Source organism: Pseudolabrys sp. Root1462, assembly GCF_001426945.1.
In the GTDB taxonomy this organism is placed as follows: Bacteria; Pseudomonadota; Alphaproteobacteria; order Rhizobiales; family Xanthobacteraceae; genus Pseudolabrys.
In genome coordinates, this window is sequence record NZ_LMFS01000003.1 from 451,569 (window position 1) to 474,564 (window position 22,996).

Here is a 22,996-nt window from a genome sequence, read left to right on the forward strand (position 1 = left end):
CGCCGGGAACTCGCCTGCCGCAACTCCGAGATTTCCCTTAGTCGCCGGCCGCCGCTTCGGCACGGCAGCGCGATATCGGCAGGTTTTTTCTCCTCTGGTGCCGCGCGAAGCCTCGGTCGCTTTCGCCGCAGCCGTGAAACGGTCCAAACATGGCGCGCCGTGTTGCGCCGCTCCGGCCGCTGTGTTAGCTACCCCCTCGATTTCCGAGGGGCGCCCACGGGGCTTGGCTGAGCGCCGCCGGGATCGGAATTCCCTCTTGAATTCCAATGGTTTGTGCCGCCGCATCGGCGGTGGCGCGTGACCTGTTCAAAGTCACAAGAAAGAGCGTTCAAAGTGGCGGGCGAAGAACACCTAGTTTCAGGAATGGCGGGCCGCTATGCCGGGGCCCTGTTCGAGCTGGCGCTCGAGGAAAAAGCCACCGATGCGGTGAAGCAGGACCTCGAAAAATTCGATGCGCTGATTGCCGAATCGTCCGATCTCAACCGGCTGGTGCGCAGCCCCGTTTTCGGCGCCGACGAACAGCTCAAGGCGCTCAGCGCCATTCTCGCCAAGGCCGGGCTCAACGCCATCACCGTCAATTTTCTCCGCGTCATCACCACCAACCGCCGGCTGTTTGCAGTGCGCGACATGATCCGCGCCTATCGCGCGCTGGTCGCCCAGCACAAGGGCGAGGTGGTGGCGCAGATCACCGTTGCCGAGCCGCTCAATGACGCGAACAAAGAGGCGCTCAAGGGCGCTCTCAAGTCGGTCACGGGCGGCAAGGACATCGACATGGACGTCAAGATCGACCCGGCCATCATCGGCGGGCTGATTGTGAAGGTCGGCAGCCGTATGGTCGACACGTCCCTCCGCACCAAACTCAATTCGATCAAAATTGCGATGAAAGAGGCACGCTGATGGATATCCGCGCCGCAGAAATTTCGAACATTCTCAAAGAGCAGATCAAGAACTTCGGCCAGGAAGCCGAAGTTTCCGAAGTCGGCCAGGTGTTGTCCGTCGGTGACGGTATCGCCCGCGTCTACGGCCTCGACAACGTCCAGGCGGGCGAAATGGTCGAGTTCGAGAACGGCACGCGCGGCATGGCGCTGAACCTCGAAAGCGACAACGTCGGTATCGTTATTTTCGGCTCCGACCGCGAGATCAAGGAAGGCCAGACCGTCAAGCGTACCGGCGCCATCGTCGACGTGCCGGTCGGCAAGGGTCTGCTCGGCCGCGTCGTCGACGCGCTCGGCAACCCGATCGACGGCAAGGGCCCGATCAAGGCCGATGTGCGCAAGCAGGTGGACGTCAAGGCGCCCGGCATCATTCCGCGCAAGTCGGTGCACGAGCCGATGGCAACCGGCCTCAAGGCCATCGACGCGCTGATCCCGATCGGCCGCGGCCAGCGCGAACTGATCATCGGCGACCGCCAGACCGGCAAGACCGCGATCGCGCTCGACACCATCCTCAACCAGAAGCCGCTCAACGCGCAGCCGGACGAGAAGATCAAGCTGTACTGCGTCTACGTCGCGGTCGGCCAGAAGCGTTCGACCGTCGCCCAGTTCGTCAAGGTGCTCGAAGAGCAGGGCGCGCTGGAATACTCGATCGTCATCGCCGCCACCGCGTCAGATCCGGCGCCGATGCAGTTCCTGGCGCCATTCGCCGGCTGCACCATGGGCGAGTACTTCCGCGACAACGGCATGCACGCCGTGATCATCTATGACGATCTGTCGAAGCAGGCCGTCGCCTATCGCCAGATGTCGCTGCTGCTGCGCCGCCCGCCGGGCCGCGAAGCTTACCCGGGCGACGTGTTCTATCTCCACTCGCGCCTGCTCGAGCGCGCGGCGAAGATGAACGACTCGAAGGGCGCGGGCTCGCTGACCGCATTGCCGGTCATCGAAACCCAGGCCAACGACGTGTCGGCCTACATTCCGACCAACGTGATTTCGATCACCGACGGTCAGATCTTCCTCGAGACCGATCTGTTCTATCAGGGCATCCGTCCCGCGGTGAACGTCGGTCTGTCGGTGTCGCGCGTCGGTTCGTCGGCGCAGACCAAGGCGATGAAAAAAGTCGCCGGCAAGATCAAGGGTGAGCTCGCGCAGTACCGCGAAATGGCGGCTTTCGCGCAGTTCGGCTCCGATCTCGACGCCACCACGCAGCGTCTGCTCGCCCGCGGTTCGCGCCTGACCGAGCTCCTCAAGCAGGCGCAGTTCTCGCCGCTGAAGATGGAAGAGCAGGTCGTCGTGATCTGGGCCGGCACCAACGGCTATCTCGACAAGATCGAGGTCGCGAAGGTCGGCAAGTTCGAGCAGGGGCTTCTGTCGCTGCTGCGCAACGAGAAGACCATCCTCGACGACATCCGCAAGACCAACGACCTCTCCTCGGATACCGAGAAGAAGCTGAGAGAGCAGGTCGAGAAGTTCGCGGGCAGCTTCGCTTAAGCGCACATTCGTGATGGCCGGACTAGCCCGGCCATCACGCCTTGCCGATTTGTGATTTGAGACCCCCAGAGGGCGACTGAGAAGACATGGCGTCACTCAAGGACATGCGCGTTCGCATCGCCGCGACAAAGGCGACGCAGAAGATCACCAAGGCCATGCAGATGGTCGCGGCGTCGAAGCTGCGCCGCGCGCAGGCGGCGGCCGAAGCCGCGCGGCCCTACGCCGAGCGTATGGATCTGGCGCTCGGCAACATCGCTGCCGGCATGGCCGGCGCCGACGGCGCGCCGAAGCTGCTGGCCGGTACCGGTTCCGATAGCGTTCACCTGCTGATCGTGGCGACCGGCGAGCGCGGCCTGGCTGGCGCGTTCAACTCGTCGATCGTGCGTCTGGCGCGCGAGCACATCAACCGGCTCGTCTCCGAAGGCAAGCAGGTCAAGATTCTGACCGTCGGCAAGAAGGGCAACGAGCAGCTCCGCCGCAACTACGAGAAGCTGATCGTCGATCGTCTCGAGCTGCGCGGCGTGCGTGTGCTCGGCTACGCCAATGCTTCGCAGATCGCCGACAAGGTGCTGGCGATGTTCGCCGCCGGCGAATTCGACATCGCGACGTTGTTCTACGCGCAGTTCAAGTCGGTGATCTCGCAGGTGCCGACCGCGCAGCAGATCATCCCGCCGAAGTTCGACGGCAGCAAACCCGCGGCCGCCGCGGCGTCCTACGACTACGAGCCGGAGGAAGAGGAAATCCTCGGCGACCTGTTGCCGCGCTACGTGGCGACCCAGATTTTCCGCGCGCTGCTCGAGAACAACGCTTCGTTCTACGGCGCTCAGATGTCGGCGATGGACAACGCAACCCGCAACGCCGGCGACATGATCCGCAAGCAGACCATTACCTACAACCGTACGCGTCAGGCGATGATCACGAAGGAACTCATCGAGATCATCTCCGGCGCGGAAGCGCTCTAAGCGCGAAAAAATTAGAGAGTAAGAGGACCGAACATGGCGACTCAGGCTGGTTCCAACAAAACGGGCAAGATCACGCAGGTCATCGGCGCCGTCGTTGACGTGCAGTTCGAAGGCAATCTGCCGGCGATCTTGAACGCGCTCGAAACCAACAACGGCGGCAACCGCCTGGTGCTCGAAGTGGCGCAGCATCTCGGTGAATCGACCGTGCGCACCATCGCCATGGACGTCACCGAAGGTCTGGTGCGCGGCCAGCAGGTGACCGACACCGGTCTGCCGATCGCGGTGCCGGTCGGCCCCGGTCTTCTCGGCCGCATCATCAATGTCATCGGCGAGCCGATCGACGAAGCCGGTCCGGTGAAATCCGACGAGACGCGTCCGATCCACGCCGAAGCGCCGAAGTACACCGAGCAATCGACCGAAGCGCAGATTCTCGTCACCGGCATCAAGGTCGTCGACCTGCTCGCGCCTTACGCCAAGGGCGGCAAGATCGGCCTGTTCGGCGGCGCCGGCGTCGGCAAGACCGTGCTCATTCAGGAACTCATCAACAACGTCGCCAGGGCGCACGGCGGTTATTCGGTATTCGCCGGCGTCGGTGAGCGTACCCGCGAAGGCAACGACCTCTATCACGAGTTCATCGAATCCGGCGTCAACAAGAAGGGCGGCGGCGAAGGCTCGAAGTGCGCGCTGGTGTTCGGTCAGATGAACGAGCCGCCGGGCGCCCGCGCCCGCGTCGGCCTGACCGGTCTGACCCTGTCGGAATACTTCCGCGATCAGGGCCAGGACGTGCTGTTCTTCGTCGACAACATCTTCCGCTTCACGCAAGCCGGTTCGGAAGTGTCGGCGCTGCTCGGCCGTATTCCTTCGGCGGTGGGTTATCAGCCGACGCTGGCGACCGACATGGGCGCGCTGCAGGAACGCATCACCACCACCACCAAGGGCTCGATCACTTCGGTGCAGGCGATTTACGTGCCGGCCGACGACTTGACCGACCCGGCGCCGGCGACTTCGTTCGCGCATTTGGACGCGACCACCGTGCTGTCGCGCGACATCGCCGCCAAGGGCATCTATCCGGCGGTGGACCCGCTCGACTCGACGTCGCGCATGCTGTCGCCGCTGGTCGTCGGTGAAGAGCACTACGCCGTTGCGCGTAGCGTCCAGCAGGTGCTGCAGCGCTACAAGGCGCTTCAGGACATCATCGCCATTCTCGGCATGGACGAACTGTCGGAAGAGGACAAGCTGACGGTGTCGCGCGCCCGCAAGATCGAGCGCTTCCTGTCGCAGCCGTTCTTCGTCGCCGAAGTGTTCACCGGCTCGCCGGGCAAGCTCGTCGACCTCGCCGACACCATCAAGGGCTTCAAGGGCCTGGTCGAAGGCAAGTACGACCATCTGCCGGAAGCGGCGTTCTACATGGTCGGCAACATCGAAGAAGCCGTCGAGAAGAGCAAGAAGCTCGCCGCCGAAGCCGCTTAAGCTATTACGCTCAAGGTAAGAACAGCCGATGGCCCTGCATTTCGAACTCGTGTCGCCTGAAAAGCTGGTCTTTTCCGGCGAAGTCGATCAGGTGGACGTGCCCGGCGCCGAAGGTGACTTCGGCGTGCTCGAAGGGCACGCGCCGCTGGTGACGACGCTGCGCCCCGGCATCCTCACGGTGCATGCCGCCGGCGGTGAGCAGAAGATCGTCGTGCTCGGCGGCTTCGCCGAAGTCTCGGACAAGGGCCTGACCATCCTGGCCGACACCGCCGACGCGGTGAAGGACATCGATCGCGCCGCGATTGCGGCCCGCATCGCCGAGATGGAGCAGGAAGCGGCCAAGATGGAGCAGGGCTCCGCGCTCGACAAGCTGATCACCCGGCTCGATCACTTCAAGCAGGTCGATCGGCATCTGACCGGCACGGCGATGCACTAGGCATCGGCCGGCAATCGAAATTCAAACGCCGCCGGAGAAATCCGGCGGCGTTTTTGTTTCGCCACTTGCTCCCGCGCTTTGCGGCGCGAGGGAAAAGCAAGGTTAGGCGACCGTCTGCTTCACCGGCTCCATGGCGCCGTCGACGGTGCTGTGCAGATGCGCGACCAGTCTGTCGTCGAGTTTCAGCCGCGCCGCGAGCAGCGCCAAGTAGGCGCGCTCGGACGGATTATCGACGTCGATTGCCAGCAGCGATACCGTATAGATCTCCGCGGCCTCCTCCGGCGTGCGCGCGGTGCGCGCCACCGCGTCGACATCGAGAGGCTTGCGCAATTCGTCCATGACGAAGATCTTGTCTTCCGCGCTTACATTGAGCTTATCCATCTGCGCGAAGATATTGGCCTGCTCCGCCGCATCGATGTGACCGTCGGCTTTGGCCGCGGCGATCATCGCTCGCAGCAAATTGCGGCCGAGCGATTGCTGGTCCGCCTCGTGCGCCGGATTGAATGGCGTGTCCGCGGGCGGCGGCAGCAGGGACGTCTGTGCCGCGGCGGCGGACGTGGTGGCCGATCTCGGATCTTTGCCCGCCTGATAATTCTGATAGGCGCGATAGGCGAGCGCGCCGGCGACCGCCATGCCACCGTAAGTCAGCGCATTGCCGGCGAGCTTGCGGCCGCCTTTCGAGCCGAGCAGCAGCCCGGCGAGACCGCCGGTCAGTGCGCCGCCGCCGAAGCCGCTCAGGACATTGCCGGCCTGTTGCAGGAGATCGCGGCCGCCGGCGCCGCGGAACGCGTTGCCCCGGTTGCCCTGCGGGTTCTGGCCGCCGATGAACTGATCAAGCAGACTTTTGGCGTCGAACATCGTTCTCATCCCTCGTTTTGATCCGATCCAACGAGTTAGGAAACGATGTGGGCGCTCGAAAGGTGAATGGCGTGCGGCGGAATGTCCTGCGACGCTTTGAACGCGTCACGCATATTGCGCGAACGCGCTGACCACCTGCTCGTAGATCGAGCGTTTGAACGGCACCACCAGATCCGGCAATGCCTTCATTTCCACCCAGCGCCAGTCTATGAATTCCGGCTTGTGAGCGCCGCCGGCGGGATGAACGACGTCGATCTCGCGGTCGTTGCCGACAAAGCGCAGCGCGAACCACTTCTGTTTCTGGCCGCGATAACGGCCCTGCCAGGCCTCGCCGGCGATGTCGCGCGGAATGTCGTAGGCAATCCAGTCGGCGATCTCGCCAAGCTTCTCGACCGACGTGACGTTTGTTTCTTCGTAGAGTTCGCGGAGCGCGCCCTGATACGCATCCTCGCCCTCGTCGATGCCGCCCTGCGGCATTTGCCAGACATGGGTGGCGTCGACATGTTCGGGGCCGCCCTTGCGGCGCCCGACAAAGACGAGGCCGGCTCGGTTGAGCAGCATGATGCCGGCGCAGGGGCGGTAGGGGAGGGACTCGTAAGGCAGCGCGGTGTCGGACATTCCGGCTATATGACGCCTGCCGGCTGCCGCCGCAAGCCGCCCGGACGGATGTCAGGACTGCTTCGTCTTCGCCATGGCCAGGGTGACCGGCACCAGCACGAAGCCGCGGCTTTCGACCTTCTTCATCCACTCGGCAATGCGGTTGACGGCGCCGGGTTGCGCCGTGGCGATGCCGATCGCCGAGCCGCTTTCGCGGGCGATGATCTCGAGCCGGGCCAGCGCGCGCTCGATCTCGACCGGCGTCGGCACCGTGTCGATAATGATATCGGCCTTGGCGTAGGGCATGCTCTTGGCGGCGGCGAGCGAGCCGGCGACGCTGCGGTTCGACGCGCCGCCGTCCACGAACAACAGGCCGCGCTTGGCCGCTTCATTGACCACCGGCGACATGGCCGGCTCGGTGGCGAGAAAGCGCGCGCCCATATAGCTGATCAGGCCGACATAACCCTGCATGCGGCTCATCAGCCAATGCAGGCGGTCGATGTTCTGCTCCGGCGTCAGCGAGGTGAGCAGCGTCTGCGGACCCGGATCGTTGTTCGGGTAATCGAACGGCTCCATTGGCGTCTGCAGCAGCAGTTCATGGCCTTCGTCGCGCGCGCGGTCGGCGAGCTTGGCGACGTCGACAGCGTAAGGCGCGACCGCGAAGGTCACCGACGGCGGCAGCGTGAAGGCGTCGGCGGTGCCCGAAGCGCTGATGCCGACGCCGCTGAGCACGATGGCGATACGCGGGCGGTCCTTCAGGTTGATTGGCAGCGCCTTGACCTGGGCATAGACGGCGAGCGCCTTGCCGCCATCGGGTCCGATCTTCGGGATGTTGCCGTAGCGTGTTTTTTCCAGGAGTTTCGACGGATCGTTCTCGACCGGCAGCTTGATCTCGGCCGGCTTCTGCTCGGGCGCGAATGCGGGCTTCTGCTCGCGCGTTCCCGCATTGGCTGGCGTCTGATCGGCCGGCGTCTGATCGGCCGCCTTGGCCGTTGCTTGCCCGGCGTCGTTGCCGGTGCCGGGAATGACGACTTCCTTGGTCTTGCCGCTCGAGCCGTCGATGATGTTGACGGTCTTGGCACCGTCCGGGATTTTCGTGGCCACCGCGCCGGCATTGGCCGCCTGGCCCTTGGGGCCGTCACGGCGGGCATGCTCGCGGCCGTCGCTCTGCGCGTCATCACCACCGGCTCCGGCCGATTTGGTGGCGACCACGGCCATCGGCTCGCCGCCGAGCGGGTTGTTGCCGACCATCGCCCAGCCGACCACGACCAGACCGCTCAGCGCCAGCAGCCCGGCCAGAATCTGCGGGGCGGCGACGGGCAGCTTCGGCAGCCGGCTCTTGGGTTTGGTCTGGCCTAGCGGGGTATTCAGATCATCCGGTTGCAAGGCCGAAATCCCCGGCAGGCGGACCGTATTTCGACAGGCCCTGGCGAATCATCGGCGCAGTCTATCACGCGCCGATTCGGTCAATCCTTAACCGGGCGCAAACGACGGGCCGCAAACGAAAGGGGCGGCCCGAAGGCCGCCCCGAGGGTATCCGATAGTGCGCTGTTTCTTAGTTCGGAACTGCCGACTTCTGGCTCGGCGGGAACGCCGAGTTCTTCACGGTGCCGCGCAGCAGGTCTTCCGCCATGTGCAGCGCCTTGTCGTCCTTCTCGTCCGGCGGCACGTAAGCCTGCGAACCGGTCTGCTCCTTGCCGGGGTCGCCGGTGAGGTGGCCGCGGAGCGAAGCTTCGCCCTTCGAGTCAGCGCGGTTCTTGAGATCGTCCGGCACGTCCTGCATCACTTCGATATCCGGGGTGATGCCCTTGGCCTGGATCGAGCGGCCTGACGGCGTGTAGTAGCGCGCCGTGGTCAGCCGCAGCGCGCCGTTACCCGAACCGAGCGGGATGATGGTCTGCACCGAGCCCTTGCCGAACGAACGCGTACCGACGACGGTGACGCGCTTGTGGTCCTGCAGCGCGCCGGCGACGATTTCCGACGCCGAAGCCGAGCCGCCGTTGATCAGCACGATCACCGGCTTGTGGTCGGTGAGGTCGCCCGAGCGCGCGTTGAAGCGCTGGGTTTCTTCGGCGTTGCGGCCGCGCGTCGAGACGATCTCGCCCTTGTCGAGGAAGGCGTCCGACACCGAGATCGCCTGATCGAGCAGGCCGCCCGGGTTGTTGCGCAGGTCGAGGATGTAGCCCTTGAGCTTGTCGTCGGCGACCTTGGCCTTGATCTCGGTGAGCGCCTTCTTCAGGCCGTCGGTGGTCTGCTCGTTGAACTGCGTCATGCGGATGTAGCCGATGTCGTCACCGTCGACCTTCGACTTGACCGCGCGAACGCGGATGACGTCGCGCGTCAGGGTCAGCTCGACCGGCTTGTCGGAGCCCTTGCGCATGATCGTCAGGCGGATCTTGGTGTTGACCGGGCCGCGCATCTTCTCGACCGCCTGGTTGAGGGTCAGGCCCTGCACCTGGTCGTCATCGAGCTTGGTGATGAGATCGTTGGCGAGCACGCCGGCCTTCGAGGCGGGGGTGTCGTCGATCGGCGACACGACCTTGATGAGGCCGTCTTCCATCGTCACTTCGATGCCGAGACCGCCGAACTCGCCGCGGGTCTGCACCTGCATGTCGCGGAAGCTCTTGGCGTCCATGTAGCTCGAATGCGGATCGAGGCCGGCGAGCATGCCGTTGATCGCGGTTTCGATCAGCTTCTGATCATCCGGCTTCTCGACGTAGTCGGCGCGCACGCGCTCGAAAACATCGCCGAACAGGTTGAGTTGCTTGTACGTATCCGCGACCGCTGCCTTGGCGCTCGATCCCAGAAAGATCGCCCGCGGCTGCACCGCGATCACCGTCAAGGCCGCGCCGGCCGCTGCACCAAGAAGAATCAGGGAAGTCTTGCGCATCATCCGCGAACCTTTTCGCCTTCGCCAGCTACCCACCATGGGCCTGGATCAACGGGAGTCCCGTCTTTTCTGAACTCGATATAAAGCACCGGTTGGCTGGAGCCTGACGCCAGAATTGCGGCAATATGAGAGCCGGTTCCCATGGTCGCAACGGGTTCCCCCGCCAGCACAAACTGCCCGAGATCAACTGATATCCGATCCATTCCGGCGAGCAAGACATGATATCCGCCGCCAACATTAAGGATCAATAGTTGACCATAGGAGCGGAAGGGGCCGGCATAGACCACCCAGCCGTCGGCGGGGGCGGTCACCTGGGCGCCGGCCCGGGTCGCCACGGTCAGCCCCTTCTCCGTTCCCCCGCTACCGTCGGGAGCGCCAAAATTGCGCAATTTCACGCCATTCACCGGCATCGGCACCCGGCCGCGCAGCGATGCGAACGCCGCCGCCGGGCCCAGCCGGCCCGGATCGCGGTAGGCGGAGAGTGCAGGCCGCTTGTCGGAGCGGCCGGCCTCGCGGGCCTCGCGGACCGCCGGATCGAGCGCCTGCTCGAGCCTGGCAATCAAATCTTTGAGATCGCCGGCTTGCCGCGCCAGTTCGGCGGCCTTGGCCTGCTCGGCAGCCAGCGCCTGCTCGCGTTCCGCCTGCTGCTTCTGCCGCTCCTCGACCAGGGCCGACATGCGGGCGCGCTCGGTGTCGAGCGCGGCGATGTCCTGTTTCAGCCGGTCGCGTTCCGCGACGATCGATTTGCGGACGTTGAGCAACTCGGTGAGGTCGGCGGCGAGCGCATCGACCTTGGTGCGCATGTCGGGCAGCACCGCGCCCAGCACCATGGCGGTGCGCACGGCAATCAGGGCATCCTCGGGGCTGGCGATCAGCGCCGGCGGCGGCCGGCGGCCGATCCGCTGCAAGGCCGCCAGAACTTCGCCGATGACGGCGCGGCGGCTGTCGATCGAATGGCGGATCGTCATTTCCTTGGCGTCGAGGGGTTCGAGGCGCTGCTGCGTCGCCTCGATCTTGGCTTCGTTGGCGCGGGCGCGCGCCGCGGTATCGATCAGATCCTGCGCCAGCTTGCGCCGGTCGGCGCCGATCTGTTCGATGTCGCGCTTGAGAGCCGCCTCGGCTTCGCTCGAGCGCTGCTGCTGACTGCGCGTCGCTTCCAGTTCCTTGTCGTGAACCTTGAGCTGGTCGAGCACCTGCGTTTTGTCTGGCGCGGCCGGTGCCGGCGCGGGCGTTTGCGCCAGCGCCGCGCCGCCGATGAGCAGGGCGCAGCCGAACGCGGCTGCCTGCAGGCGGTGCGAATCAAAAGCGCGGCGCGGAGCTGTCATCGTCGCCACGTTACGCTGGGTTGAGTTGCCGGCAAGTCATTCGGCGGCTCTTGTGACGGGAGTTTGGGACGAAATCGAGGAAGCGCATGCGCCATCGGCCCTGTTGTTTGAGGCCCGGGGCGGCCTGCCTTCCCCTTTCGCCTCGGCATGAAAGCCGAGGGGATGGAGCGCCGCGAGGCGCCCATTGGATCGCACCTTGCGGTGCGTAGTTCTCCTGGCGAACAGGAGAACCCGCGCCCCGCGGCGCTCCATCGCGGTGTCGTTACGGCGCCGGGCCGCGCTTTCGGNCAGTGCCGGCGGGCGGAGCCCCGGCGCCGCCCGAGCGCCTGGCGTGCGTATTCGCCAAGCCCGCGGGCACCGCGCCCTGCTCCCACTGAAACGACGCCTCATGACAGCGCCCCCGGCCGGAACAGGACGTATTGTATATAGTCCTATAAGGAGACAACGTCAAGGTATATTTTCCGAGAGAGCGCCGCGGGCTGTCAGCAGGCCGGGTCCGATCCAGGGGACGACCGGACAGATACGCTCATGCCCGGTGATACGGATGCCCGGATAGAATCGTCGTGGCGCGGTAGAGCTGTTCGAGCAGCATGACGCGAACCATTTGATGCGGCCAGGTCGCCTTGCCGAAAGACAGCCGCAGCGAAGCCTTGTCGCGCAGACTGGCAGCAAGCCCATCGGCGCCGCCGATCATGAACACCACCGCCGGCACATTGTTGCCGCGCCAGGTCGCAAGTTCTGTGGCGAAAGCCTCGCTGCCGAGCGCATCGCCTTTCTCGTCGAGCAGCGCCACCGCGGCGCCTTGCGGAATGACATTGGCGAGCGCGATCGATTCCTCGAGCATGCGCTTCATCACTTCGTCGGCACGGCTCTCGCGGATCTCAATGACCTCGACCGCTTTCCAGCCGAGCGCACGGCCGGCCTGGTTCGCGCGTTTGAGATAACGCTCGGCGAGTTCGGACTCCGGGCCTTTCAGGCGGCCGATGGCGGCGATGATGATGCGCATGACGCAAAGAATGTATCAGCTTGGCCGCGGTTTGTCCGGCAGCAGCGAGCGATTGGCGATACCGCGCTTGTTGCGGGCGCTGGGCTCTTCTAGGCTGGCCGTCCTGTCTACGCCGGAGTCACGATGAACATCTCGCCTGTCATTCGACCGCTTGTGCGCGCCGATTACGATCAATGGTTGCCGCTGTGGAACGGGTACAACGAATTCTACGGCCGCGTCGGACCGACGGCGCTGCCCGCCGAAATCACACAGGCAACCTGGTCGCGACTCTTCGACGGTTACGAGCCGGTCCGTGGCTTGGCTGCCGAGTACGATGGCCGACTGGTGGGATTGGTGCATTATCTATTCCACCGCAGCACAACGCTGCTCGGGCCGATCTGCTATCTGCAGGATCTGTTCACCGACGGGACGCTCCGCGGCAAGGGCATCGGCCGTGCGTTGATCGAAGCCGTCTACGAGCAGGCAAGGCAAGGCGGCTCGAGTCGGGTCTATTGGCAGACCCATGAAACCAATCAGACCGCGATGCGCCTTTACAATCAGGTGGCGGCGCGTTCGGGCTTCATCGTCTATCGCAAAGAGCTGTGAAACCTGCCGCCGATGCCGGCGCCGACGGTTACGCGCTCCACATCTTCTCGATGTTGTAGAAGGCGCGGACCTCGGGACGAAAGATGTGCACCAGCACGCTGCCGGTATCGATCACCACCCAGTCGCCCTGTCGCAAACCTTCGACGGCGATGCCGGTCATGCCGGCGGCTTTCAGATCCTTGACGATGCGGTCGGCGATCGAGGCCAGATGCACGTTGGAGCGGCCGGTCCCCACCACCATGGTGTCGCCGATCGACGACTTGTCGGACAGATCAATGACCACGACGTCCTCGGCCTTCATGTCGTCGAGGCTGTGACGAATGATCTTCAGCCACTTGCTCTCGGGAGGTTTCGCCTTGGCGACGGCCTTCGGCGCGGGCGCCGGTTTGGGACTTGGCTTAACGCTCGCTTTCGCAAGCGCGCGCGGGCTCACCTTGTTGCCGGCGGACGAACTGGTCTTGTTTTTCTTCGCGGCGGCCGCCTTCTTGCTGCCCCCTTTGGCCGCGCCTGAGCGCTTGCCAGCGGACGAACGCGATGCAGTTCGGGATTTCACGGTCTTTGCCAGGGGAGCTTGGTCCTTTTGCCCGATTTGCCAAGTTATCGATCTAACTTGAAGCCGGATGAATAACGCTTACGGCAGGATAGCTATTTCGCGCCTTTGCGGGAAGCCTTGCCGGATACCTTGCCGCGCTTGGCGGCCGGTCTGGCCTTGCGTGCCTTGCTGCCGCGGGCGGGAGCGGCGCTGCGGCGCGTCGCCGCCTTCTTCTTCGTGGTCGCTTTGCTGCGCGATTTCTTCTTGCCGGTGGCCTTGCGGGTCGAGGTCTTCGGCGCCTGTTTTGCCGTGTCGGCCGCCGGCGTCGTGGACTTCGCCGGTTCCTCGGTCTTCCGCTTTTCGCGCAACGCGCGCAGGGCGGTCGAGGACAGCACCGATTTCAAGCCGTGCAGGTAGGTCCACACCGGAGGCCGGCGTCCCGGCAGCGACGTCGCCGCCTCTTCGGGAATGCGGAAGCGCCACAGCGCCTGCGCCGCGGTGCTGTTCGATGCGTAAAGGCTCGGCCCCGGGCGGTCGACGACGACGATCGGAATGAGCTCGGCGATGGCGCGCCATTTCTGCCAGCGGTGGAAATGACGAAGATTGTCGGCGCCCATGATCCAGACGAACTGCACGCCGGGGCAGCGGGCGCGCAGCCATTCGATGGTGTCGTAGGTGTAGCGCGTGTTGATCACGGCCTCGAGCCCGGTGACATCGATGCGCGGATGACTGGCGAGGCGGCGCGCCGCCTCCATGCGCTCGGCGAGCGGCGCCAGATGACTAGTGTTTTTCAGCGGATTGCCGGGCGTCACCAGCCACCAGACGCGATCGAGCTTCAGCCGCTTCATCGCCAGCAGGCAGGCATCGAGATGGGCGCGGTGCGGCGGATCGAACGAGCCGCCGAACAGGCCGATGCGCATGCGGGGGGCGTGCGGTGGGATGATCCGTTCGATGGTCGGCAGGCGGGTCTGCGCAGGCGGCGATGACGTCACGATGTCACGGCCGCGTCTGACCGGTGCCGCGGATGCGGTACTTGAACGTCGTGAGCTGTTCGGCGCCGACCGGGCCGCGCGCATGCAGACGGCCGGTGGCGATGCCGATCTCGGCGCCGAAACCGAACTCGCCGCCGTCGGCGAACTGGGTCGAGGCATTGTGCAGCACGATCGCGGAATCAACTTCGCGCAAGAACTTGTCCGCCGCCGCCTGGTCGGCGGTGACGATGGCGTCCGTGTGATGCGAGCCGTAGCGTTCGATGTGATCGATCGCGGCATCGACGCCGTCGACGACGCCGGCGGTGATGATGGCGTCGAGATATTCGGTCTTCCAGTCGTCGTCGCTGGCAGCCTTGACGCGTTTGTCGGCGGCCTGCACCGCGGCATCGCCGCGGATCTCGCAGCCGGCCTCGATCAGCATGTCGATCAGCGGCTTGAGCAGGGTCGACGCCGCGGCGCGATCGACCAGCAAGGTCTCGGCGGCGCCGCACACGCCGGTGCGGCGCATCTTGGCATTGAGCACGATCGCCTTGGCCATCGCCGGATCGGCGGCCTTATCGACATAGACGTGATTGACGCCCTCGAGATGCGCGAACACGGGCACGCGCGCCTCCGCCTGGACGCGGGCGACGAGGCCCTTGCCGCCGCGCGGCACGATGACGTCGATATTGTTGTCGAGGCCGGTGAGCATCAGCCCGACCGCGGCGCGGTCGCGTGTCGGCACCAACTGGATCGCCGCCTCGGGTAAATTGGCTTCGCGCAGGCCCTGCGTCAGGCAGGCGTGAATAGCGCGGCTCGACTGCGTCGAGTCGGAGCCGCCGCGCAGGATCGCCGCATTGCCGGCCTTGAGGCACAGCGCGCCGGCGTCGGCGGTGACGTTCGGGCGGCTCTCGTAGATGATACCGACAACGCCGAGCGGCTCGCGCACGCGTTCGATCGTCATGCCGTTCGGCCGCGTCCAGGATTCCATCACGGCGCCGACCGGGTCGGGCAGGTCGCGCACCACGTCGATGCCGTCGGCGATGCCGTCGATATTCTTGTCGGTGAGCTTGAGGCGATCGAGCATCGCACCGGTCATGCCGTTGTTACGTGCCTCGGCGATATCGGCGGCGTTGGCGGCGAGGATCTCGGCCTTGCGGGCGCGAATGGCGGCGGCCATGGCGGCGAGCGCGCGGTTCTTCTGCTCGGCCGGCGCGAGCGCCAGCGCCCGGGCAGCGGCGCGCGCGTCGCGGCCGATCCCGGTCATAGTCCTCGCCAGGCTGGCGGCATCGCCAGACCCGTCAATTGCTTTCAAAGGCGCCGTCATCACCAGAAACCCGGCCGTTTTGTCCCGTACCCAGCTACCCCGCGGCCCGTCCGGAGGCCGGGAAGCTTTCCTACCACGTCAAGTCCGGCGCGGCGAGATGGCCCCGGCCCCCTGAATAGCCGGTCTGCGCCTGGGGATAACGAGGATAACCCGGCGCGGCCGGAAACCCGTCAAGGGGGCTACATATTGGTACGACAGGGTGCGATTAACCAACCGCGCAAGGCTTTTTGGAGCGTTTCCGGGCCGGCGCGCATGGAGGGTGCCATGGCGTACAGTTCAAGCCGTCTGCCCACGCGGTTTCCGGTCGGCACGAAGTTCGTGATCGAGGGCCGTCCCGGCGACGAAGGCCAGATGCAGGTGTTCAGCCGCTTCATCGAATTTCCCGACGGCACCCGGCTCAAGTTGCCGAAGCGGCCGCTGCCGCAAAAGTCGGCCCCGGCCGGCCGGCGCGCGCGTATCAAGCGGGCGCGCAGCCACTGACCGATCGGCGCCGCAAACAGAAACCCCGGCCACGAGGGCCGGGGTTAATGGGCGATCGTGCAATCGCCTCGTAGGGTCGCTGGGTTCAGGTGGGAGTCGAAGGCTCGTCACCCAACAGTCGTCCTTGCAGCCAGATCAGCACCAGAGTTGTAACCAGATGGCCGTGTTCGTCGCGCGTCGTGCCGGAACAACGGCCGAAGCGCGCGAGAGTTTCCTCACGAGTTTGTTAGAAAACTTAACGGTCTCTTTTTCCGGCTCTTAGAGACCGCCGCCCATCACCAGGTCGTCGCGGTGCACGATTTCGGTGCGGCCGGTGAAGCCGAGGATCAAGAGCACATCGGCGGACGAGCGGCCGACGATCTTTTCCGCGTCGGCGACATCATAGGCGACCAGGCCGCGGCCGACCTCGGCGCCGTCGGGGCCGCGCAGGATCACCGCATCGCCGCGGCCGAAATCGCCTTCGATCTTCTTGACGCCGGCGGGCAGCAGGCTCTTGCCGGTGCGCAGCGCCTGCACCGCGCCGGCATCGATGTGCAACGCGCCGCGCGGCTCGAGCGAACCGGCGATCCATTTCTTGCGCGAGGTCACCGGATTGGCCGGTGTCAGGAACCAGGTGCACGGCCCGCCATCGGCGATGGCTTTGAGCGGATTCATCACGCGGCCGGAGGCGATGACCATGTGGACGCCGGCGGTGGTGGCGATCTTGCCGGCCTCGATCTTGGTGACCATGCCGCCGCGCGACAGTTCGGAGCCCGAGGCGCCGGCCATGCTCTCGATCTCCGCGGTGATGCGCGGCACCACCGGAATGAGCTTGGCGTCGTTGCCGGGCGCCGGCGGCTTGTCGTAGAGGCCGTCGATATCGGACAGCAGCACCAAGAGATCGGCGCTGACCATGGTGGCGACACGCGCGGCGAGGCGATCGTTGTCGCCGTAGCGGATTTCGCTGGTCGCCACGGTGTCGTTCTCGTTGATCACCGGCACCGCGCGCCATTCCAGCAACTTGTCGATGGTCTCGCGCGCGTTGAGATAGCGCCGGCGCTCCTCGGTGTCGGTGAGCGTCAGCAGGATCTGGCCGGCGGTGATGCGGTGTGCGCTCAAGGTCTCCGACCACGAGCGGGCGAGCGCGATCTGGCCGACCGCGGCGGCGGCCTGCGCTTCCTCGAGTTTGAGCGCGCCGCGCGGCAGCTTGAGCGTGGCCCGCGCCAGCGCGATGGCGCCGGACGACACCACCAGCACGTCACGCTTGCCGTCATGCAGATTGGCAATGTCGTCGACCAGCGACGCCAGCCAGGCGCGCTTGAGCTCGCCGGCCGCGGAATCGACGAGCAGCGACGAGCCCACCTTGATGACGATACGGCGGAACGAGGCGAGGGACGGTGTGGGCGACGAAGCAGGTGACATGGCTTGACGGTGGTTCGAGATGGCGCGCTCTTAGCACGCCACCCCGCATCCCGTCATGCACCCCGACAGGGGTGGCTCAGGAGCCGTTCTTGCGCTGCTTGCCGACGGCATCCGGAGCGACCGGCGGCGCGGCATTGCCCCAGTTGTTGCGGACGTAAGTCAGTACATCCGCCACCTGCTGGTCGGTCAGGCGCCAGGCAAAGGACGGCATGGCCGGCGTGGTCGGCGCCGCGGCGGTGACGGCGCCCTGGCTGCCGGCCAACACGATATGGATCAGGGTCGTGGGATCGCCTTGCTGGACGACGCTGTTGCCGGCGAGCTTCGGGAAGAGCGCGCCCTGGCCGCTGCCGTCGCCGTTATGGCAGGCGGAGCAGTTCACGGCGTAAATCCTGGCGCCGGTCTGCATCGCCGGATTGTCGGTCGCGACCGGCGTGGGCGCCGCCTTGTCCGACGCCGGCAGGTCCTTGAGGTAAACGGCAATGGCCTTGAGGTCGGCATCGGTCATTTTCGAGGTCGAGTTCTCGATCACCTCGCGCATCGGGCCGGAGCCGATGCTGCCGCGGCCGACACCGGTCTTCAGATAAGACACGATCTCTTCGGCGCTCCAACTGCCGACGCCCTCATGCAGATTCCCGGTGATGTTCGGCGCGAACCAGCCCTGCAGGACAGTCCCGGTCAGGCCGCCCTTGTCGGCGCCGAGCGCGGATTTCGGCGCGTGGCACACGCTGCAATGGCCGGCGGCCTCGACGATATAGGCGCCGCGATTCCACTCATCGGTCTTCTTCGGATCGGGCTTGAAGTCGCCGGGCGTGAAATTGATCCAGTTCCATCCGGCCATCAGCAGGCGGATGTTGAACGGGAACGGCAGCCGGTTCGACTGCACTTCGTTCGTGACCGGCTGCACGGTGCGGAAATAGGCCCACAGCGCGGCGACGTCGCTGTCGGTCATCTTGGTATAGGCCGTGTAGGGCATGGCCGGGTAAAGCCGTTTGCCGCCATGGCCGATGCCTTGCTTCAGCGCGCGGCGGAAATCCGCTTCCGACCAGGTGCCGATGCCGGTCGCGCCGTCGGGCGTTATGTTCGGCGCGACCAGCGTGCCGAACGGCGTTTCGAGCGAGACGCCGCCGGCATAGGGTTTGCCGCCCGGCGCGGTATGGCAGCCGGCGCAATCGCCGAGCGCGGCCTGATAGCGACCGGCGTTGATCTGATCGAATGGCAGTTCGACGGCGCGGGCGATTCCGGCGCTGACAACGAGCGCAGCAACGGCCGCGACGATCCGTGACGGCTTCATGATCGCTTTCATGCCTGCACCAGGGCGGCGCCGGGATTGCGGAGATACTGGTTGCGGATCGCGTCGGCGGCATGGAAGGCGAGGGCGCCCACCGTCCCCGTCGGGTTCTTGCCGGCGTTCTGCGGGAACGCCGAAGCGCCGATGACGAACACGTTCGGCACGTCCCAGCTCTGCAGATACTTGTTCACCGCGCTGGTCTTCGGATCGGCGCCCATGATGGCGCCGCCGGTGTTGTGAGTGCTCTGGTACGGCACCGAATTCCACGACTTGTTCCGGCGCGCCTCGACATACTGCTTCGGCTTGAGCGCTTTGGCGATTTCCACCATGCGATCGGAAACCCAATGCGACATGCGGATGTCGTTGTCGGGGAAGTCGAAGGTCATGCGCAGCAGCGGGCGGCCGAAGCGATCCTTGTAGGTCGGGTCGAGGTCGAGATAGTTGCCGCGCGCGGCATAGCTCGAGCCCTGCGAGGAGAAGCCGAGCGTGCTGAGGTAATTGTCCTTCGTGGCCTTCTTCCAGGCGCTGCCCCAGCGCGGCGTGCCCGGCGGCGTCGGCCGGAAGCCTATCGGACGGCCATTGGTCGGAATGCAGTTGATGCCGGCGCCGCCGACGAAATCCAGCGATCCGTGATCGAAGGCATCGCCGTTGAAATCGTCCACCGTCTGACCGCAGGCGCCCGAGGCGATGAACGGATTGAAGTTCTTGTCCTCGAAGAAAAGCTGAATGCCGGCATTGGTCTGGTAGCAGTAATTGCGGCCGACCGTGCCTTCGCCGGTTTGCGGATCGTAGATCTTGCCGATCTTCGACAGCATCATCAGGCGCGCATTATGCAGGCCGTAGGCGCAGAGCAGCACCATCTCGGCGGGCTGTTCCCATTCGACGCCCGAGGAGTCGATATAGGTGACGCCCTTCGCCATCTTGCCGGCGCCATCGAGATTGACCTGCAGCACCTCGCTGTTGCAGCGCGCCTCGAAGTTCGATTTGCGCATCAGCAGCGGCAGGATGGTGGTCTGGGCGCTCGACTTCGAGTAGTTGGCGCAGCCGAAGCGCTCGCAGAACCCGCACATCGTGCACTGGCCCATGGCGATGCCGAGCGGATTGACATAGGACTTCGACAGGTTGGCAGAGGGGGTCGGAAACGGATGATAACCGACCGACTTCGCGCCTTCGGCAAATAGTGTAGGCGCGTAGGGCATCTGCATCGGCGGCAGCGGATATTCGCGCTTGCGCGCGCTTTCAAACGGATTGCCGCCCTCCTGGATATTGCCGTTGAGATTGCCGGCCTTGCCGGAAATGCCGCAGAGATATTCGAAGCGGTCGTAGGCGCTTTCCATCTCGTCGTAGGTGACGCCCCAGTCCTGCACCTGCAGATCGGCGATGCGTCCTTCGCCGTAACGCTGAGTCAGATGGCTCTTCGTTTCGAAGTCGCTCTGCCAGAACCGCCAGGTGTGGCCGTTCCAGTGCACGCCGGCGCCGCCGACACCGGTGCCGGGGAGGAACGAGCCGTAATCGCGCATCGGCAACGCCGTTTGCGACGTCGTGTTGCGCATCGTCATGGCTTCCTGCGCGGGCTGCAGGAACAGGTCGCGACGAACGGCGTAGCGCAGTTCGTCCTGCATGTAGCCGATGTTGAAATCGGTGGCGGTGTCGCGCCACGGGCCGCGCTCGATGGCGACGACGTCGAGTCCTGTTTCGGTGAGTTCGTGAGCAAGAATGGCGCCGGTCCAGCCGAGGCCGACGATCACCACATCCTTGGGCGGGAGTTTGCGTGCCATGTCGTGACCTTTGGGCTCAACCCTTGTGCGACCAATCCGGAGCGCCGGTAATCGAAACCGGGCCAAGCGGATAGCGCTGATTATGTTTGGTGATGTGGTCGCGGTAGTCGTAACGCGCGCCCGGGAAACCGATCATCTTCCACGACACCATGTCGCGATTGCCGCCATAGACCGGATCGGCAAAGAAGCCTTCCATGGTGTTCTGCAGGAACAGGTCGAACAGGGTCTTGCCGTCAATGGCGCCGAGATCGACCTTGCCGGCTTCCAGAGTCTTCAGGAAGTCGTCCTGCTCCTGCGCGTTGAGCTGCGCGAAGCCGCGGTCGTTCTTGTTCTTGCGCAGATAGGCGTCGATAGCGGCGAGCCCGGCGCGGTAGCGCATCGCCGGCGTAGCCTCGCCCTGATAGCCCTGCGTCGGCGTGCCCTTGGCGTACGGGCCTTGGGTGTAAAGGCGGCTTGAATTGCCGAAGGACCCGGCAAGCTGGCGGTCGATGAAGGCGGCGCAGCCCGCATCCCTGCCGCCAACGCTCAGATCATCGGCCGGGATCAGCCGGTCAACGATGGCTTCGATGACGCGTGCTTCTTCCGGCTTGAAGAAGTACCAGCCGGCGAGCGAAGGCTGCGGCGGGTCGCCGGCAAAAGGATGCCACGGCAGCGCGCCCGATATCGTTTGCGCGTAGGTCTGCGAGGCGATCGTGACGAAAGACAATGCGGCGGCGGATGTGAGGAACTGACGTCGTGTGGACGCCAACCGAGGAAAATCCGACATTTGAATGACACGCATTAAAATATGAGGGAGTTCCGCTGTAGGAGGCGCCCGGTGTGGCGTCAATTCGAGTCATCGCAACGCAGCCATTCTCTGTTGGGTTATCGGAACGGAAACTATTTCTGCGGGTTGCCGGTGACGGATAATTTTTGCATCGCCGTGAACGCGGCGACGTTCACCGGGTTGTGACGCCAACACGTGACGATGTGGTGCAATCGTAGGGCGCACGCCTTCGGCATGATGCATGCGTTCGGCCGTTAGCAGTGCTCACCGTTGCCTGTGACCGCGTCGAGAATTCAGCCTTATTCTCGCGAAAATTGCCTCAAAGACGCCGATTCATCGCCGAACGCGGGTATTTAACGTGGCGGTTCATGGCCTTATATTACATTCGGCTGCAAGAATGTGGCTGTTGGACTCGTGACGGGCGCCGATGTCGTTTTTTGTCTACTTCATCGTCTTGCTGATTTCGGTCGGCAGCGTGATTTTCGGTGCCGACTGGCTGCAGGCGCCGATGTCGCCTATGGCGCCGAGCAAATATGAGTTGCAGGTGGCCAAGCCGCCGCCACCGCCGCCGGTACAGCAGGCCGACGTCAAGAAGCCGGAGACCAAAGCCACCGCCGCGACGACCGCGCGGGCCGAGGCCACGGCCGTTGCCGTTGCGAGCCCGGCACCGGCCCCGGCAGCGGTCGAACCCGCACCGCAGCCGATCATCGCTGAGGAGCCGAAGCCTGTCGCAGCGGCCGAGCCGCCGAAATGCGACGTCGCCGCCTGCGAGCGGGCCTATCGCAGCTTCACGGCATCGGATTGCACCTATCAGCCCAGCGATGGACCGCGCCGCTTATGCACCAAGGGCACTCCGCCTGCTGCAGCAAGCCTGGCGAAGCCGGAGGCGCGGGCGCAAGCGACCTGCAACATTGCCGCCTGCACCGACGCCTATGTCTCGTTCAACGCGTCGGACTGCACGTATCAGCCGAGCGATGGGCCGCGCCGGCTCTGTGCGAAATAGCGGCGGAACTTCGAACCTTCGTTCCCGGAACAAGGCCACGGCACCGCGCGTTTGCCTTCGACGGTCACGGAGGCGCTCGCCATGCCATTCATTGCCTATTTCTTTGTGCTCGTTCTGACCGCAGTGACGGCGGCCGTCAGCCTCGATTATTTGACCGCGCCCGGTGCGCCGGTTGCCAAGCATGAGACCGCGAAGGCGGACAATAGTAATGCTGCGGGACCTGCCGTGCGCCAGGTTCCTATCGGCAAGACGACGCGGGAGACAACCGCCCAAGCCTCATCGAACGACTCCGACAAGAGCCTGACGCCGATCTATCCGGCTGCCCCCGGCAAGGATTTGCCCCAGCCTCAGACGGCCGATGCCACTGACGCTGGCGGCGCCAAGGCGCCCGAGACCAAGCCCGCGCCGGAGGCCAAAACGCCTCAACCCGCGCCTGCGCAAGCCGCCAACGCAACGCCCGCCCCGCCAGCCGCGACGAATGAGCCGGCACCTAACAGTCAAGCAAACAACACTCAACCTGCGGCCACCACCGGGTCGGCGGTTCGAGCATCGATCCCGGCCGGCGCTTGCGCGATCGAGGCGTGCGCCAGCGCGTATCGCTCGTTCCGCGCTTCGGATTGCACGTATCAGCCTTTCGAGGGCCCCCGGAAGCAGTGCGACATGACAGCGGAGAGCGCGCGGCAGGCCAGCGTGCCGCCGAGCACGATGCGCGGCAGCGTGGGCCGTGGTGGTGATGACCTCGACGAAGTGGTTCGCACGGTGCGGCGCCTGCCGCCGCCGCCATCGCCGGGCGAAGTCAGTTACGACGATCCCTATGAACGCAGCCGTATCGTCGTGATTCAGCGGGACGGCGCGCGGCCCGCTTACGGACCGCGCTGGATTTACGAAGACCGCTAGA

Annotated in this window: 20 protein-coding genes and 3 pseudogenes; 10 read left to right on the forward strand and 13 right to left on the reverse strand. The window is 65.1% G+C overall.

Annotated features, from left to right (window positions below; translation table 11 throughout):
* Positions 1-333: 333 nt before the first annotated feature.
* The 5 genes from ASD45_RS18895 (at position 334) to ASD45_RS18915 (ending at position 5,291) form a co-directional block, all read left to right on the forward strand.
* Positions 334-897, forward strand: a complete 564-nt coding sequence (locus tag ASD45_RS18895; protein ID WP_056913224.1) for a F0F1 ATP synthase subunit delta — start codon at positions 334-336, stop codon at positions 895-897.
* A complete protein-coding gene (atpA, locus tag ASD45_RS18900; RefSeq protein ID WP_056913225.1) occupies positions 897-2,423 on the forward strand; it encodes a F0F1 ATP synthase subunit alpha in 1,527 nt (508 codons plus the stop codon). Before ASD45_RS18895 ends, atpA begins: the two co-directional genes overlap by 1 nt.
* 86 nt (positions 2,424-2,509) lie before the next feature.
* Positions 2,510-3,385, forward strand: coding sequence for a F0F1 ATP synthase subunit gamma (locus ASD45_RS18905; protein WP_056913226.1), 876 nt, complete (start codon positions 2,510-2,512; stop codon positions 3,383-3,385).
* A 33-nt stretch (positions 3,386-3,418) separates the two neighbouring features.
* Complete coding sequence (gene atpD / locus ASD45_RS18910) at positions 3,419-4,855, forward strand: F0F1 ATP synthase subunit beta (protein ID WP_056913227.1); 1,437 nt, start codon at positions 3,419-3,421, stop codon at positions 4,853-4,855.
* Between the two features lie 28 nt (positions 4,856-4,883).
* Entirely contained in the window at positions 4,884-5,291 is a 408-nt protein-coding gene (locus ASD45_RS18915; RefSeq protein WP_056913228.1) for a F0F1 ATP synthase subunit epsilon, read from the forward strand.
* Between the two features lie 102 nt (positions 5,292-5,393).
* Here the strand turns inward: ASD45_RS18915 and ASD45_RS18920 are convergent, their stop codons facing one another.
* The 6 genes from ASD45_RS18920 to rlmH all read right to left on the reverse strand — a co-directional run bounded on the left by ASD45_RS18920 (position 5,394) and on the right by rlmH (position 11,967).
* Positions 5,394-6,149 (reverse strand): tellurite resistance TerB family protein, encoded by a 756-nt coding sequence (locus ASD45_RS18920; RefSeq protein ID WP_056913229.1) that lies wholly within the window; start codon positions 6,147-6,149, stop codon positions 5,394-5,396.
* Positions 6,150-6,254: 105 nt separating this feature from the next.
* Positions 6,255-6,767 (reverse strand): RNA pyrophosphohydrolase, encoded by a 513-nt coding sequence (locus ASD45_RS18925; protein WP_056913230.1) that lies wholly within the window; start codon positions 6,765-6,767, stop codon positions 6,255-6,257.
* 51 nt (positions 6,768-6,818) lie between these two features.
* Positions 6,819-8,132 carry a divergent polysaccharide deacetylase family protein gene (locus ASD45_RS18930; protein ID WP_056913231.1) on the reverse strand — a complete coding sequence of 438 codons (1,314 nt, stop codon included), beginning with the start codon at positions 8,130-8,132 and terminating at the stop codon, positions 6,819-6,821.
* A 169-nt stretch (positions 8,133-8,301) separates the two neighbouring features.
* On the reverse strand, positions 8,302-9,639 hold the full coding sequence (locus tag ASD45_RS18935) for a S41 family peptidase (RefSeq protein ID WP_056913232.1): 1,338 nt from the start codon (positions 9,637-9,639) through the stop codon (positions 8,302-8,304).
* Positions 9,636-10,961, reverse strand: a complete 1,326-nt coding sequence (locus tag ASD45_RS18940; RefSeq protein ID WP_082541030.1) for a peptidoglycan DD-metalloendopeptidase family protein — start codon at positions 10,959-10,961, stop codon at positions 9,636-9,638. Before ASD45_RS18940 ends, ASD45_RS18935 begins: the two co-directional genes overlap by 4 nt.
* 526 nt (positions 10,962-11,487) lie before the next feature.
* The gene (gene rlmH / locus ASD45_RS18945; protein WP_056913233.1) at positions 11,488-11,967 is read right to left on the reverse strand and encodes a 23S rRNA (pseudouridine(1915)-N(3))-methyltransferase RlmH; all 480 of its coding nucleotides are present in this window, start codon (positions 11,965-11,967) and stop codon (positions 11,488-11,490) included.
* A 123-nt stretch (positions 11,968-12,090) separates the two neighbouring features.
* On the opposite strand from rlmH, the gene ASD45_RS18950 reads away from it, so the two are divergent.
* Positions 12,091-12,552, forward strand: a complete 462-nt coding sequence (locus tag ASD45_RS18950) for a GNAT family N-acetyltransferase (RefSeq protein ID WP_056913234.1) — start codon at positions 12,091-12,093, stop codon at positions 12,550-12,552.
* A 28-nt stretch (positions 12,553-12,580) separates the two neighbouring features.
* Here the strand turns inward: ASD45_RS18950 and rsfS are convergent, their stop codons facing one another.
* The 3 genes and pseudogenes from rsfS to ASD45_RS18965 form a co-directional block, all read right to left on the reverse strand.
* On the reverse strand, positions 12,581-13,105 hold the full coding sequence (rsfS, locus tag ASD45_RS18955) for a ribosome silencing factor (protein WP_244485533.1): 525 nt from the start codon (positions 13,103-13,105) through the stop codon (positions 12,581-12,583).
* Between the two features lie 302 nt (positions 13,106-13,407).
* Positions 13,408-14,004 (reverse strand): annotated as a pseudogene (locus ASD45_RS24105) (nicotinate-nucleotide adenylyltransferase); the annotation flags it as partial.
* 76 nt (positions 14,005-14,080) lie between these two features.
* Positions 14,081-15,382, reverse strand: coding sequence for a glutamate-5-semialdehyde dehydrogenase (locus tag ASD45_RS18965; RefSeq protein ID WP_056913235.1), 1,302 nt, complete (start codon positions 15,380-15,382; stop codon positions 14,081-14,083).
* Between the two features lie 264 nt (positions 15,383-15,646).
* Here ASD45_RS18965 and ASD45_RS18970 point away from each other — a divergent pair, with 264 nt between their 5' ends.
* Entirely contained in the window at positions 15,647-15,862 is a 216-nt protein-coding gene (locus ASD45_RS18970; RefSeq protein WP_156380979.1) for a hypothetical protein, read from the forward strand.
* 258 nt (positions 15,863-16,120) lie between these two features.
* On the opposite strand, the gene proB is transcribed toward ASD45_RS18970, so the two are convergent.
* The 4 genes from proB to ASD45_RS18990 form a co-directional block, all read right to left on the reverse strand.
* Positions 16,121-17,263: a glutamate 5-kinase gene (gene proB, locus ASD45_RS18975; RefSeq protein ID WP_056913237.1), complete on the reverse strand. Its 1,143-nt coding sequence runs from the start codon at positions 17,261-17,263 to the stop codon at positions 16,121-16,123.
* Between the two features lie 76 nt (positions 17,264-17,339).
* Positions 17,340-18,554, reverse strand: a complete 1,215-nt coding sequence (locus tag ASD45_RS18980) for a c-type cytochrome (RefSeq protein ID WP_056913606.1) — start codon at positions 18,552-18,554, stop codon at positions 17,340-17,342.
* Positions 18,555-18,562: 8 nt separating this feature from the next.
* Entirely contained in the window at positions 18,563-20,329 is a 1,767-nt protein-coding gene (locus ASD45_RS18985) for a GMC family oxidoreductase (RefSeq protein ID WP_056913238.1), read from the reverse strand.
* A 16-nt stretch (positions 20,330-20,345) separates the two neighbouring features.
* A complete protein-coding gene (locus ASD45_RS18990; RefSeq protein ID WP_244485535.1) occupies positions 20,346-21,077 on the reverse strand; it encodes a gluconate 2-dehydrogenase subunit 3 family protein in 732 nt (243 codons plus the stop codon).
* 769 nt (positions 21,078-21,846) lie between these two features.
* On the opposite strand from ASD45_RS18990, the pseudogene ASD45_RS24110 reads away from it, so the two are divergent.
* The 3 genes and pseudogenes from ASD45_RS24110 to ASD45_RS24120 form a co-directional block, all read left to right on the forward strand.
* A pseudogene (locus tag ASD45_RS24110) lies at positions 21,847-21,942 on the forward strand (BA14K family protein); the annotation flags it as partial.
* A gap of 75 nt (positions 21,943-22,017) precedes the next feature.
* A pseudogene (locus tag ASD45_RS24115) lies at positions 22,018-22,098 on the forward strand (BA14K family protein); the annotation flags it as partial.
* 81 nt (positions 22,099-22,179) lie between these two features.
* Complete coding sequence (locus tag ASD45_RS24120) at positions 22,180-22,995, forward strand: BA14K family protein (RefSeq protein WP_244485537.1); 816 nt, start codon at positions 22,180-22,182, stop codon at positions 22,993-22,995.
* The last annotated feature ends 1 nt before the right edge of the window (position 22,996 follow it).